The organism is Saccharopolyspora rosea (assembly GCF_025643595.1).
Classification (GTDB): domain Bacteria; phylum Actinomycetota; class Actinomycetes; order Mycobacteriales; family Pseudonocardiaceae; genus Saccharopolyspora; species Saccharopolyspora rosea.
On the sequence record NZ_CP102826.1, the window covers coordinates 4990530 to 5004506 of the forward strand.

The window sequence follows — 13977 nt, forward strand, 5'->3', positions numbered from 1 at the left end:
CACCCCTATTCGTCCACAAGGGACAGTTCGGCGAAGCGGACCGGGAAACCCGCGCCGTACGGCGAGGCGCACATCGGTCCGGCCTCGGCCTCGGTGTCCGGCGGGAAGTAGGCGACGCGCAGCACCGTCTCCGGGGTGCCGCCGTCGGCGGCGTAGCGGACCGTGACGGCGTCGCCGCTGCGGTGCAGCTCGACGGTGATCGACTCGACCGGGCCGCACACCCGCTCCAGCGGGACCATGCTCCAGTCCGACAGGTCGCGGGTCACCACCGCGCTCACCATGGGTTCACCGTCGACCAGGGCGGCGCCCGCCTTGATCCAGTTCCGCTCGTCCAGCCGCAGGAGCAGGCCCGCCTGGTCGTACTGCTCGCGGTAGTCGCCGAAAACGCGCACCGACAACCGGAACCGGGCGCCCACCGGGCGCAGCAGCGCGTGGCCGGTGTCGGCGACGTGCCCGTGCTGCGTGGTGCGCCAGAAGTCGGTGCCGGAGTCGGCGGTCACCGTCAACCCCGCGTACGACAACCAGTTCACCGGCCGGTTCAGCCATCGCCATCCGCTGAGCCCGAACAACGTGATGTCCTCGGCCTGCTGCATGCCCACCCGCTTCGTCGAAGTCCGGCCAGTCCCCCGCACGGCTTCCGGACGCCAGACGATATCGGAACTCCCGCGACCGCGACCAGACGACGATCGCACGTCGACGCTCCACCCGGGACACCGCAGGCCGCGAACCGGACATCCCGCCTCCGGGTGCCCCGGACGAGCCGCCCGGCGCGATCAGTCGAGGCGGTCGACGGCGGTGATCCGGAGGACGGCGTGGCCGGCTTCGTCGGACGCGGCGAGGTCGACCTCGGCGCTGACGCCCCAGTCCCGGTCGCCCTCGGGATCGTCGAAGATCTGCCGGACCCGCCAGCGGTCGGCCTCCTCGGTGATCATCAGCAGCGCGGGGCCGCGCGCGTCCGGACCGGTGCCGATCTCGTCGTGCTCGGCGAAGTAGTCCTCCAGCGCGTCGGCCCAGGCGTCGGCGTCCCATCCGGACTCGGCGTCCAGCTCGCCCAGCTCGTCGTAGCGGCGGCGGGCCGCCAGTTCGACGCGGCGGAACAGGGCGTTGCGGACCTGGACCCGGAACGCCCGCTCGTTCGCGGTGATCCGTTCCGGCTGCTGCTCGGTCGCGGCGGCCGGGACGTCCTCGTCGCCGGGGTGGCGCAGCTTCTCCCACTCGTCGAGCAGGCTGGAGTCGACCTGGCGGACCAGCTCGCCGAGCCACTCGATGATGTCGGTGAGCTCCTCGGTCTTGGCGTCGTCGGGCACGGTGTGCCGCAGCGCCTTGTAGACGTCGGCCAGGTAGCGCAGCACCAGGCCCTCGGAGCGGGCCAGCCCGTAGTGGCCGACGTACTCGACGAAGTTCATCGCCCGCTCGTACATGTCGCGGGCCACGGACTTCGGCGACAGCTCGTGCTCACCGACCCACGGGTGCCCCTTGCGGTAGGTCTCGTAGGCGGCGTCGAGGAGTTCCTCCAGCGGTTTGGGGTGGGTGATCTCCTCCAGCAGCTCCATCCGCTCGTCGTACTCGATGCCGTCGGCCTTCATCTGCGCGACGGCCTCGCCGCGGGCCTTGAACTGCTGCGCCGACAACACCTGCCGCGGATCGTCCAGTGTGGACTCGATGACGGACAGCACGTCCAGCGGGTACGACGGCGACTCGCGGTCCAGCAGTTCGACGGCGGCCAGCGCGAACGGCGACAGCGGCTGGTTCAGCGCGAAGTCGAACTGCAGGTCCACGGTCAGCCGCACCCGGCGCCCCTGCTCGTCGGGTTCGTCGAGCTGCTCCACGACCCCGGCGGCCAGCAGCGCCCGGTAGATCGCGATGGCCCGCAGGACGTGCCTGCGCTGCGCCGCGCGGTCCTCGTGGTTGTCGGTGAGCAGGTGCTTCATCGCCGCGAACGCGTCGCCGGGGCGGTTGATCACGTTCAGCAGCATCGCGTGGTTGACCTGGAAGCTGGAGCGCAGCGGCTCCGGTTCGGCGGCCACCAGCTTCTCGAAGGTCTTCTCGCTCCAGGACACGAAGCCCTCGGGCGCCTTCTTGCGGACCAGCTTGCGCTTCTTCTTCGGGTCGTCGCCCGCCTTGGCCAGCGCCCGCTCGTTCTCGATCTCGTGCTCGGGCGCCTGCACCTCGACGTACCCGGCGGTGTCGTAGCCCGCGCGGCCCGCCCGTCCGGCGATCTGGTGGAACTCGCGGGCCTTGAGGTGCCGGGTGCGGGTGCCGTCGAACTTCGTCAACCCGGTCAGCAGCACGGTGCGGATCGGCACGTTGATGCCCACGCCGAGGGTGTCGGTGCCGCAGATGACCTTCAACAACCCGGCCTGCGCGAGCTGTTCCACCAGCCGCCGGTACTTCGGCAGCATCCCGGCGTGGTGCACGCCGATGCCGTGGCGCACCAACCGGGACAGCGTCTTGCCGAACCCCGCGGTGAACCGGAAGTCGCCGATCGCCTCGGCGATCCGGTCGCGCTGCTCGCGGCTGGCGACCTTGACGCTCATCAGCGCCTGCGCCTGCTCCAGCGCCGACGCCTGGTTGAAGTAGACGACGTAGATCGGCGCCTGCTGCCCGGCCAGCAGCTCCTCGATGGTCTCGTGCAGCGGCGTCTTGGCGTAGCGGAAGGTCAGCGGGATGGGCCGTTCCGCCGAGGTCACCACCGCCGTCTCGCGCCCGGTGCGCCGGGTGAGGTCGTCGCGGAAGAACGTGACGTCGCCGAGCGTGGCGGACATCAGCACGAACTGGACGCGCGGCAGTTCCAGCAGCGGCACCTGCCAGGCCCAGCCGCGCTCCGGTTCGGCGTAGAAGTGGAACTCGTCCATCACGACCTGGTCGACATCGGCGTCGGCGCCGTCCCGCAGCGCGATGTTGGCCAGGATCTCCGCGGTGCAGCAGATGATCGGCGCGTCGGCGTTGACGCTGCTGTCGCCGGTCATCATGCCGACGTTGTCCGCGCCGAAGACCTCGACCAGCGAGAAGAACTTCTCCGACACCAGGGCCTTGATCGGCGCGGTGTAGAAGGTGCGCTTGCCCGCGGCGAGCGCGGTGAAGTGCGCGCCGGTGGCGACCAGGCTCTTGCCGGAGCCGGTGGGCGTGCTCAGGATCAGGTTGGCCCCGGTGACGACCTCCATCAGCGCTTCCTCCTGCGCCGGGTAGAGCTCGATGCCCTGGCCGGTGGTCCACTCGGTGAACGCTTCGAGCAGGGCGTCGGGGTCGGGGTCGCCGGTGCCGGGGTCTGCTGCTGGGAGGTGATCGGTGAGCATCATCGTGCTCCGATCGTCCCTGGTCAGCTTTCGGCCTGGCCAGCCGGGGTGGCCGAACCCACGTGGGTGGGGGCGAACATCCGCAGCCGTTGCGGGAGGACCACCACGCTCGGACCCGGGGTGGCCAGCGCCGCGGCGAGGTCGGCGCGCAGCGACTCGACCGAGGTCCGCACGGCCGGGACGCCGAAGGCCCCGGCCAGCGCGACGAAGTCGGGCCGGGCCAGCTCGGTGCCGGTGGTCTGCCCGAACGCGCCGGTCAGGTACTCGCGGAGGATGCCGTAGCCGCCGTCGTCGACGACGAGCCACGTCACGTCCAGCCGGTGCTGCACGGCGGTGGCCAGTTCCGCGATGCCGTACATCGCGCCGCCGTCTCCGGAGACCGCGAGCGCGGGCGAGCCGGTCGCGGCGGCGCCGAGCGCGGCGGGCAGCGCGAAGCCCAGCCCGCCCGCGCCCTGCGCGCTGTGCATCGGCGCGGCGTCGGCGTTCCACGCCGACCAGGCCCAGTAGCCGAGGATCGTCATGTCCCAGAACGTCTGGGTGCCCTCCGGCAGCGCCGCGCGGACCTCGGCGAGCACCCGTTGTTCGAGGTCGAGGTCCTGCTCGGCCAGCCGCGCGCGCACCTTCTCGCGGAGCTCGGCGACGGCGCGTTCGGCCCGGCCGTCCGGCTCGCGGCGCGGGACGCGCTCGACCAGCGCGGTCAGCGCCGCCCGCGCGTCCGCGTGCACGCCGAGCGCGGGGTGGTTGGCTTCGAGCTCGCCCGCGTCCGCCTCGATGTGGACCAGCCTGCCGCGCGGCGTGAAGCAGTGGTAGTTGCTGGTCAGCTCGCCGAGTCCGGAGCCGACCACGAGCAGCACGTCGGCGTCGGCGAGGAACTCGGTGCTGTGCCAGTCCTCCAGCCACGACTGACCGGACAGCGGGTGTTCCCAGTCGAAGACGCCCTTGCCGCCGAACGTCGTCAGCACCGGGGCGCGCAGCGCCTCGGCCAGTTCGCGCAGCGGCCCGGCGGCCCCGGCCCGGGCCACTCCGCCGCCCGCGAGGATCACCGGCCGCTCGGCGGCGGCGAGCAGCCGGGCGGCCTCGTCGAGCAGCTCCGGCAGCGGCTGCACCGCCGCCGGGGTCGCGCGGACGTCGGCGATCCGCGGGAACTCGGTGGGCGCGAGCAGGACGTCCTGCGGGATCTCCACCCACGCCGGACCGAACGGCGGCGTCGCGGCGGACTCCCACGCGGCGCGCAGCGCACCGGGGATCTGGCTGATCGCGCGGACCACGTGCACCGACTTGACCACGTCGCGGAAACTGGCCTGCTGGTCGGGCAGTTCGTGCAGGTAGCCGTGCCGCCCGCCGCCGAGACCGGCGACCGGCACCTGGCTGGAGATGCCCAGCACCGGCACCGACGCCGCGCGGGACTCCTGCAACGACGACAGCGTCAGCAGCGCACCCGGCCCGGTCGAGACGACCATCGGCGTCACCGGGACCGGGCCCGCCGGGTCGGCGGCCATCCGGGCGCGGGCGTGCCCGTCGGCGGCGAAGGCGAGGTTGTTCTCCACCCGGGCGCCGACCACCCGCAGGTCCGGCGCCCGGCGCAACGCCTCGAACAGGCCGAGGGCGTGCTGCCCGGGCAGCCCGAACACGGTCCGGGCGCCCAGCGCCCGCAGCGTCTCGACGACCAGGTCGCCACCGATGCGCATCGTCATCTCCGTTCCGCCGCCGCGCCCGTCACGCCTCGACGGGCGCGGGGGTTTCCGCCGCCTCCCGACCGCTGAGGCGGGCGTTCCAGGTCCGCAGGACCTCCTCGTCGGTGCGCGGCGTCAGCAGGCTCACCACCACGTAGCAGACCAGGCTCGCGCCGAGCCCGTAGTAGATCGGTTCGTTGGCCAGCAGTCCGTCGACCGCCATCGACACCAGCACCACGACCGAACCGACCACCATGGACACCAGCGCCCCCGCCCGGGTGCCGCGCTTCCACACCAGACCGCCGAGGATGGCCACCAGCAGCCCGCCGACCAGGATGTTGTAGGCGACGGTGAGCGCCGCGACCACGTCGTGCACCGCGGTCGCGATGCCGATGGTCACCAGGCCCAGCACCAGCGTGGTGATCCGGCTGGTGGTCACACCGACCGCGCCGCGCCGGAACCGGCCGAGGATGTCCGTGGTGGTCACCGTGGAGCAGGCGATCAGCGCGCCGCTGGAGGTCGACATCAGCGCGGACAGCGCGGCGGCCAGCACCAGGCCGCGCACCCCGGACGGCAGCAGGTGCTCGACGATCGTGGCGAAGGCGTCGTCCGCGTCGCCGAGGTGCGGGTACAGCGCCCGGGCCGCGGTGCCGACCAGCGCCCCGGCGAAGCCGTAGACCAGGCAGTACGCCCCGGACAGCAGGCCGCCGCCGGTGGCCACCCGCGGACTGCGGGCGGTGAACACCCGCTGCCAGATGTCCTGACCGATGAGCAGCCCGAACCCGTAGGTGAGCACGTAGGTGACGATCGTGGCGCCGCCGATGCCGCCGAGGTCGAAGAACCCGGCGGGGACGCGGTCGGCCAACCCGCTCGCGCCGCCGACCGCGACGAGGGCGGCGGGCAGCAGGATCAGCATGATGCCGATCGTCTTGATGACGAACTGGGCGATGTCGGTGAGCGTGATCGACCACATGCCGCCGAGCACCGAGTACAGCACCACGATCGCGCCGCCGATCACGATGCCCAGCGCGCTGGGCAGGCCGAACAGCACGTGGAAGATCGTCGCGAAGGACAGCGTCGAGGTGACCGTGAGCATCAGCGTGTAGCCCCACATCACCACGCCGGCGATCACCGTCGACGACCCGCCGTAGCGCAGGTCCAGCATCTCCGAGACGGTGTAGACGCGCAGCCGCACCAGCCGCCGGGCGAAGAACGCGTGCAGCGCGAGGATGCCCAGCCCGATCGTCAGCACCAGCCAGGCACCCGAGATGCCGTGCGTGTAGCCGAGCCCGACACCGCCGATCGTGGACGCGCCGCCGAGCACGATCGCCGACATCGTGCCGGAGTACATGAACCAGCCGAGTCGCCGTCCGGCCAGCAGGTAGTCGCTCTTGGTGCGCGCCATGCGCATGCCGATCCAGCCGATGCCGAGCATCGCGGCGATGTAGACCGCGATCACCACGTAGTCAGCGAGCACGGCGAACCTCCAGGGCTTGCGGGTGTTGCGGGACACCGTAAGCGCGCAGCGCACCCCGGGGACATGGGACGTTCCGTCCCGGATCGGCGTACTCTCTGGCCGTGATGACCCAGCAGGTCGCGTCCGTTCCGCTGCGGGAGGTCGTCACCGCCCCCGGTCTCGCGCTCCAGGTCGTCGACGGCAGCGCGCGGCCCGGCGCGCTGGACCTGCCGGTGTGCTGGGCGCACGTCAGCGAGCTGCGCGACCCGGCGCCCTACCTGCTCGGCGGTGAACTCCTGCTCACCGCCGGGGTCAACATGTCCGCCGCCGACGACCTCGACGACTACGTGGCCGGGCTGCTCGCCGCCGGGGTGACCGCGCTCGGTTTCGGCCTGACGCCGCCGATGCACGACCGGCTGCCGGAACCGTTGCGGGACGCCTGCGTCGACCAGGGCCTGCCGCTGCTCGTGGTGCCGCGGCGCACCCCGTTCCTGGCGATCAGCCGCACCGTGGCGGTCGCGGTGGCCGAGGCGGCGCAGCGCGAGCAGCGGCGCCTCGCCGTGGCCCGCGAGGCGCTGGCCCGGGCCGCCCAGGGCGGGCTGGCAGCGCTGGTCCGGGAGCTGGCCGACCGGGTGGACGGCTGGGCCGCGCTGGTCGGTGCCCACGACGAGCGGGTGGCCGCGCACCGCGCCCCGGCCGCGTGGCCGCCCGCCGAGCTGCCCGACCTGTTCGCCCGGCTGCGCGCCGGCCGGGGCAGGCGCAGCGCCACCACGGCGCTCGCCGACGGCACGTCCGTGCTGGCGCAGCCGGTCTCCCCGCAGGCCGCCGGGTCGCGGCTGCTCGTGGTGGGGCGGCGCGACCGCTTCGGCGAGACCGACCGCGCGGTCGTCGCGGCGGCGACGACGCTGCTCGGCCTGGTCGGCGGCGCGGGCCCGGCGAGCACCGCGCTGGCCGGGGCGACCACGGGTCTGCTGCTGGGCGCGCTGCCGCGCGGCGCGGCGCTCGCCCGGCTGCTGCCCGGGACCGGCTACCGGGTGGTCGCGGGTGCGCCCCGCCGCCGAAGCCGACCGGGCGGGCCCACCGACCACGCGTGGCTGGTCGAACGACTCGGGACGCCGCTGGTCGACCTGACCGGCGACGGCGGCTTCACCGCGGTCGTCACCGAGCGCCCGTCCCGCGACGCGCTCGCCGCGGTGCACGGCCAGGGCTGGGTTCCGGTGGTCAGCCGCCACTGCGACGCCGACGCGCTGCCCCGCGCCGCCGGCGAGGTGACCGACCTGCTGGCACGCGGCCTGGCGCTGGACCGGCCGGTGGTGGCCGAGGACGCCGACCTCGGGCTGTCCACCGCCGTCCGCCCCGAGGCCGCGGCGGCCTTCGCCGCCGACGTCCTGGCGCCGCTGCGGCGCGCCGACGCGCAGGGCGGTCTGGTCGAGGTGCTGCGCACCTGGCTGGCCCACCACGGCGGTTGGGAGGCCACGGCCACCGCGCTGGGCATCCACCGCAACAGCGTCCGCCACCGCATCGCCCAGGTCGAGCGCGCCCTCGGCGTCGACCTCGCCGACCCGGAGGTCCGCATGCAGCTGTGGTTCGCCCTGCGCTGGGCCGATATCGGTTCGTCCTGAGCCGCACCTGCCTTCGAACCTGGTCCCGGGAGCAGGTTCGAAGCCCGGCTTTCCCGACCGCTGCCAGGACTTCCGTCGCCTGGTGCCGGTGGTCGCGGATCGGGGACCATGGGGTCGGGAACGTCGAACGCGCGGCGGAGGGACGAGATGGCGAACCGGAACGTGCGTTTCGTGGGCGGGCCGCTGGACGGCCGGGTCCAGGTGCTGCGCGACTCGGAGGCCGTGGCGGGGCGGCTGCTGCGGCACATCCACCTGCACGACGGCCCCAAGATCGAGACGCACTACGAACTGCACTACACCCCGGCCAACGGCTGGGAGTACCACCTCTGCGGCAGCGGCACCGCGCCATGAGCGTTTGTCGGTGCTCTCCAAAAGCCGTGGATGTCGATCACTGAACCGCGACAGCGCCGCGGCGGCTGCGACGTGGCTCACAGGAATGATCGGTTCCGGAAATGCCGCGCGGGCCTACCATCACATCCATGGTGGCGCACTCGACGTCGAGCGGCGGACCCGGCCTCGCCCTGGCCGCGGAGTTCGACGCCCCCTCCCGGGAGCAGTGGCAGGCGCAGGTGGCGAAGGTGCTGCGCAGGTCGGGCCTGATCGGGGACGAGGCACCACCCGGTCCGGTGGAGGACGTGCTGGCCTCGCGGACCTACGACGGGATCGCGGTGCACCCGCTGTACACCGGGACCGAGGTCGAGCCGGGAATGCCCGGTCTGGCGCCGTTCCTGCGCGGCAGCCGACCACAGGGCGGCGCGGTCGGCGGCTGGGACGTCCGGCAGCGCCACGCGCACCCCGACGCGGCCGAGTCGAACCGCGAGATCTTGGCGGATCTGTACAACGGCGTGTCGTCGCTGTGGCTGGTGCTGGGCACCGGCGGGCTCGCCGTCGACGATCTCGCGGACGCCCTGGAGGGCGTGCACCTGGACATGATCGGGGTGGTGCTCGACGCCGGGGAGGACTTCCCCGCCGCAGCCGACACCTACCTGGAGCTGGCCCGCGAGCAGGGCGTGCGACCGACCGCGCTGCTGGGGACGCTCGGCGCCGACCCGCTCTCGCAGCAGGCCAGGACGGGACGCGCGGGCGACCGCGAGGCCGCGGTGCGGCTGGCGCTGCGCTGCACCGCGGAGTTCCCCGGACTGCGCGCCCTGGTCGCCGACGGACTGCCGTACCACGACGCGGGCGGCTCGGACGCGCAGGAGCTCGGCTGCGCGCTGGCCGCGGGCACCACCTACCTGCGCTGGCTGGTCGACGCGGGCGCGGACGTCGACACCGCGGCCGGGCAGCTGGAGTTCCGCTACGCCGCGACCGCCGACCAGTTCCTCACCATCGCCAAGCTGCGGGCCGCGCGGCGGCTGTGGGAGCAGGTGACCCGCACCTGCGGTGTCGCCGAGCCCGGGCGGGCGCAGGTGCAGCACGCGGTGACCTCGGAGCCGATGCTGACCCGCCGCGATCCGTGGGTGAACATGCTGCGCACCACGATCGCCACCTTCGCCGCCGGGACCGGCGGGGCGCAGGCGGTGACCACGCTGCCCTTCGACGCGGCGATCGGGCTGCCGGATTCCTTCGCGCGCCGCATCGCCCGCAACACGCAGTCGTTGCTGCTGGAGGAGTCGCACCTGGCGCAGGTGATCGACCCGGCGGGCGGCTCGTGGTACGTCGAGTCGCTGACCGACGAGCTGGCCCGGGCGGCGTGGGGTTGGTTCCAGGAGATCGAGGCGGCGGGCGGGTTGCCCGCCGCGTTGGAGTCCGGGCTGGTCGCCGAGCGGTTGGCCGAGACCTGGCAGCGGCGGCGGGACGCGGTGGCGCACCGCACCGACGCGATCACCGGTGTCAGCGAGTTCCCGAACCTGGACGAACCCCCGCTCCAGCGCGCGCCCGCGCCCGAGCGACCGGCGGGTGGGCTGCCGCGGCACCGCCACGCCGAGGATTTCGAAGCGCTGCGGGACGCCGCCGATGAACATCTCGCGGCCACCGGGGAGCGCCCGACGGTGTTCCTGGCGACGCTGGGGCCGCTGGCCGTCTACACCGCCCGCGAGTCGTTCACCCGCAACCTGTTGGCCGCCGGGGGCGTGGCCGCGACCGACGCGGGCGCCACGGAGTCCACTGAGGACGTTCTCGCCGCGTACTCCGGCGAACCGGTGGTGTGCCTGTGCTCCGGCGACGAGATCTACGCCGAACGCGCCGCCGGGACCGCCCGAGCGCTGAAGCGAGCCGGGGCGCAGTACGTGCTGCTGGCCGGGAAACCGGCCGAGCCGCCCGAGGGCGTCGACGCATTCGTGCACACCGGATGCGACGCGCGCGCCGTCCTCACCGACGTCCACCGCAGGTTGGGAGTGGGGCAATGACGCAGCAGATCCCGAACTTCGCCGAGATCCCGCTGGACGCGGCGAAACCGGCCGATCCGGCGCGGTGGCAGGAGGCGTTGCTGGCCGAGACCGGCAAGGAGTCCGACGCGCTGGTGTGGGAGTCGCCGGAGGGCATCGGCGTGAAGCCGTTGTACACCGCCGCGGACGTGGCGGGCCTGGACTTCCTGCGCACGTACCCGGGACTGCCGCCGTTCCTGCGCGGGCCGTACCCGACGATGTACGTCAACCAGCCGTGGACGATCCGGCAGTACGCGGGGTTTTCCACCGCGGAGGAGTCGAACGCGTTCTACCGGCGCAATCTGGCGGCCGGGCAGAAGGGCCTGTCGGTGGCGTTCGACCTGGCCACCCACCGCGGTTACGACTCGGACCACCCGCGGGTCGGCGGGGACGTCGGCATGGCGGGTGTGGCGATCGACTCGATCTACGACATGCGGCAGCTGTTCGACGGCATCCCGTTGGACCGCATGAGCGTGTCGATGACGATGAACGGTGCGGTGCTGCCGGTGATGGCGCTGTTCATCGTCGCCGCCGAAGAGCAGGGCGTGGCGCCGGAGAAGTTGGCGGGGACCATCCAGAACGACATCCTCAAGGAGTTCATGGTCCGCAACACCTACATCTACCCGCCGCAGCCGTCGATGCGGATCATCTCCGACATCTTCGCCTACACCTCGCGGCGGATGCCGAAGTTCAACTCGATCTCGATCTCCGGGTACCACATCCAGGAGGCCGGGGCGACCGCCGATCTGGAGTTGGCGTACACGCTGGCCGACGGGGTGGAGTACCTGCGCGCCGGGCGGCAGGCCGGGTTGGACATCGACGCGTTCGCGCCCCGGTTGTCGTTCTTCTGGGGCATCGGGATGAACTTCGCGATGGAGGTCGCCAAGCTGCGCGCGGCGCGGCTGCTGTGGGCCAAACTGGTCCGGCCCTTCGGACCGGAGAACCCGAAATCCCTGTCGCTGCGCACCCATTCGCAGACCTCGGGCTGGTCGCTGACCGCCCAGGACGTCTACAACAACGTGGTGCGCACCTGCGTGGAGGCGATGGCCGCCACCCAGGGGCACACCCAGTCGCTGCACACCAACGCGCTGGACGAGGCGCTGGCGCTGCCCACCGACTTCTCCGCGCGCATCGCGCGCAACACCCAACTGGTGTTGCAGCAGGAATCCGGCACCACCCGGGTCATCGACCCGTGGGGCGGGTCCTACTACCTGGAGCGGCTGACCGCCGATCTGGCCGAACGCGCCTGGTCGCACATCCGCGAGGTCGAAGACGCCGGCGGCATGGCCCAGGCCATCGACGCCGGGATCCCGAAGATGCGCATCGAGGAAGCCGCCGCCCGCACCCAGGCCCGCATCGACTCCGGGCGCCAGCCGCTCATCGGCGTCAACAAGTACCGCCACGACGGCGACGAGCAGATCGACGTGCTCAAAGTGGACAACGCCGGAGTCCGCGCGCAGCAGCTGGACAAGCTCCGGCGGCTGCGCGAGGAACGCGACCAGCAAGCCTGCGAGGACGCGTTGCGGCGGCTGTCGGCCGCGGCCGAGGCCGCGATGTCCGACCAGCGGCCCGACGACCTCGACCACAACCTGCTCACCCTGGCCGTGGACGCCGCGCGGGCCAAGGCGACCGTCGGGGAGATCTCCGACGCCCTGGAGAAGGTCTTCGGCCGCCACTCCGGGCAGATCCGTACCATCACCGGCGTGTACCGCGACGAGTCCGGGCCGTCGGAGGCGCTCGACGCCGCCCGCACCGAAGTCGCCGACTTCGCCGAGGTCGAGGGGCGCCGACCGCGCATCCTGGTCGCCAAAATGGGCCAGGACGGCCACGACCGCGGGCAGAAGGTCATCGCGACCGCCTTCGCCGACCTCGGTTTCGACGTGGACGTCGGACCGCTGTTCCAGACCCCGGCCGAAGTCGCCCGCCAAGCCGCCGAATCCGACGTGCACATCGTCGGCGTGTCCAGCCTCGCCGCCGGACACCTCACGCTCGTCCCGGCGCTGCGCGACGAACTGGCCGAACAGGGCCGCGAGGACATCATGATCGTCGTCGGCGGTGTCATCCCGCCCGCCGACTTCGACGCGCTGCGCCAAGCCGGAGCCGCCGCGATCTTCCCGCCCGGCACCCCCATCGCCGACGCGGCGCGCGGCCTGCTCGCCGAACTGCGCACCCGACTCGAACACTGACCATGCCGCGCACCGTCGACGTCTCCGACTACGCCAAGGGCGTGCTCGCCGGCTCCCGCACGAAGCTGGCGCAGGCGATCACGCTCGTCGAGTCCACCCGCGCCGAACACCGGGTGAAGGCCCAGGAGTTGCTGGTGGAGCTGCTGCCGCACAGCGGCGGTGCGCACCGGGTCGGCATCACCGGCGTGCCCGGCGTGGGCAAGTCCACGTTCATCGAGGCGCTGGGCACCGCGCTCACCGCGGCCGGGCACCGGGTCGCGGTGCTGGCCGTCGACCCGTCGTCGACCCGCAGCGGCGGCAGCATCCTCGGTGACAAGACCCGCATGGGACGACTGGCGTCGGACCCGGCGGCGTTCGTGCGGCCCTCGCCCTCGGCGGGCACGCTCGGCGGCGTCGCGCGGGCGACGCGCGAGACGATCGTGCTGATGGAGGCCGCCGGGTTCGACGTGGTGCTGGTCGAAACCGTCGGCGTCGGGCAGTCCGAGGTCACCGTGGCCGGGATGGTCGACTGCTTCCTGCTGCTGACCCTGGCCCGCACCGGCGACCAGTTGCAGGGCATCAAGAAGGGCGTGCTGGAGCTGGCCGACATCATCGCGGTCAACAAGGCCGACGGCGAGCACGAGGGCGAGGCCCGCAAGGCGGCGCGCGAGCTGCGCGGCGCGCTGCGGCTGCTCACCCCGGTCAGCGCCACCTGGCGACCGCCCGTGCTGACCTGCAGCGGACTGCACGGGAGCGGCCTGGACGCGGTGTGGGAGCAGGTCGAGCAGCACCGCGCGGCACTGGCCGAGACCGGCGAGCTGGCCGAGAAGCGCAGCCGCCAGCAGGTCGAGTGGACGTGGGCGCTGGTGCGCGACCAGCTGATGTCCGAACTGCTGCACCACCCGGGCGTGCGGGCGGTCGTGGACTCGGTGGAGGCGCAGGTTCGGGCCGGTGAGCTGACCGCGAGCCTGGCCGCCGAGCGACTGCTGGACGCCTTCCGGCAGGCTTGAGGCATGCGGATCGGCTACGACCCCCACTCCGACGTCGCCCCGTTCGAGCAGGTGCGCTCGGGCATCGCGGAACGGATCAACACCGGCGAGCTGCCGGTCGGCGCGAAGCTGCCGACCGTCCGGGCGCTGGCCGCCGACCTCGGCATCGCGGCCAACACCGTCGCCAAGTCCTACCGCGAGCTGGAACGCGCCGGCCTGATCGAGACGCGCGGCCGCGCGGGCACGTTCGTCAGCGCCACCGGCGACCGCAGCCGCGCCCGCGCCGCCGCGGCGGCAGCGGCCTACGCCCGCACCGTCCGCGATCTCGGCCTGGACGCCGACGAAGCGCTCGGCATCGTCCGCGCCGCCCTGGAATCCTGAGCGATCCGGGGCGGCGCGGTCGCTGTGTC

At 72.9% G+C, this 13977-nt stretch carries 10 protein-coding genes; 6 read left to right on the top strand and 4 right to left on the bottom strand.

Annotation, left to right across the window (positions count from 1 at the left end):
- Positions 1-5: 5 nt before the first annotated feature.
- The 4 genes from NV263_RS23155 to NV263_RS23170 form a co-directional block, all read right to left on the bottom strand.
- Entirely contained in the window at positions 6-593 is a 588-nt protein-coding gene (locus tag NV263_RS23155) for a DUF1349 domain-containing protein (RefSeq protein WP_263248720.1), read from the bottom strand.
- A 180-nt stretch (positions 594-773) separates the two neighbouring features.
- Positions 774-3299, bottom strand: a complete 2526-nt coding sequence (locus NV263_RS23160) for a DEAD/DEAH box helicase (RefSeq protein ID WP_263248721.1) — start codon at positions 3297-3299, stop codon at positions 774-776.
- 20 nt (positions 3300-3319) lie between these two features.
- Positions 3320-4990: a thiamine pyrophosphate-binding protein gene (locus NV263_RS23165; RefSeq protein ID WP_263248722.1), complete on the bottom strand. Its 1671-nt coding sequence runs from the start codon at positions 4988-4990 to the stop codon at positions 3320-3322.
- Between the two features lie 22 nt (positions 4991-5012).
- A complete protein-coding gene (locus NV263_RS23170) occupies positions 5013-6446 on the bottom strand; it encodes a sodium:solute symporter (protein ID WP_263248723.1) in 1434 nt (477 codons plus the stop codon).
- 104 nt (positions 6447-6550) lie between these two features.
- On the opposite strand from NV263_RS23170, the gene NV263_RS23175 reads away from it, so the two are divergent.
- The 6 genes from NV263_RS23175 to NV263_RS23200 all read left to right on the top strand — a co-directional run bounded on the left by NV263_RS23175 (position 6551) and on the right by NV263_RS23200 (position 13948).
- Positions 6551-8047: a PucR family transcriptional regulator gene (locus tag NV263_RS23175; RefSeq protein ID WP_263254321.1), complete on the top strand. Its 1497-nt coding sequence runs from the start codon at positions 6551-6553 to the stop codon at positions 8045-8047.
- A gap of 147 nt (positions 8048-8194) precedes the next feature.
- Positions 8195-8398, top strand: coding sequence for a hypothetical protein (locus NV263_RS23180; RefSeq protein ID WP_263248724.1), 204 nt, complete (start codon positions 8195-8197; stop codon positions 8396-8398).
- Positions 8399-8526: 128 nt separating this feature from the next.
- Complete coding sequence (locus tag NV263_RS23185) at positions 8527-10395, top strand: methylmalonyl-CoA mutase subunit beta (RefSeq protein WP_263248725.1); 1869 nt, start codon at positions 8527-8529, stop codon at positions 10393-10395.
- Positions 10392-12599, top strand: a complete 2208-nt coding sequence (scpA, locus tag NV263_RS23190) for a methylmalonyl-CoA mutase (RefSeq protein ID WP_263248726.1) — start codon at positions 10392-10394, stop codon at positions 12597-12599. Before NV263_RS23185 ends, scpA begins: the two co-directional genes overlap by 4 nt.
- 2 nt (positions 12600-12601) lie before the next feature.
- Positions 12602-13588 (top strand): methylmalonyl Co-A mutase-associated GTPase MeaB, encoded by a 987-nt coding sequence (meaB, locus tag NV263_RS23195; RefSeq protein WP_263248727.1) that lies wholly within the window; start codon positions 12602-12604, stop codon positions 13586-13588.
- Between the two features lie 3 nt (positions 13589-13591).
- Positions 13592-13948: a GntR family transcriptional regulator gene (locus tag NV263_RS23200; RefSeq protein ID WP_263248728.1), complete on the top strand. Its 357-nt coding sequence runs from the start codon at positions 13592-13594 to the stop codon at positions 13946-13948.
- Positions 13949-13977: the final 29 nt, after the last annotated feature.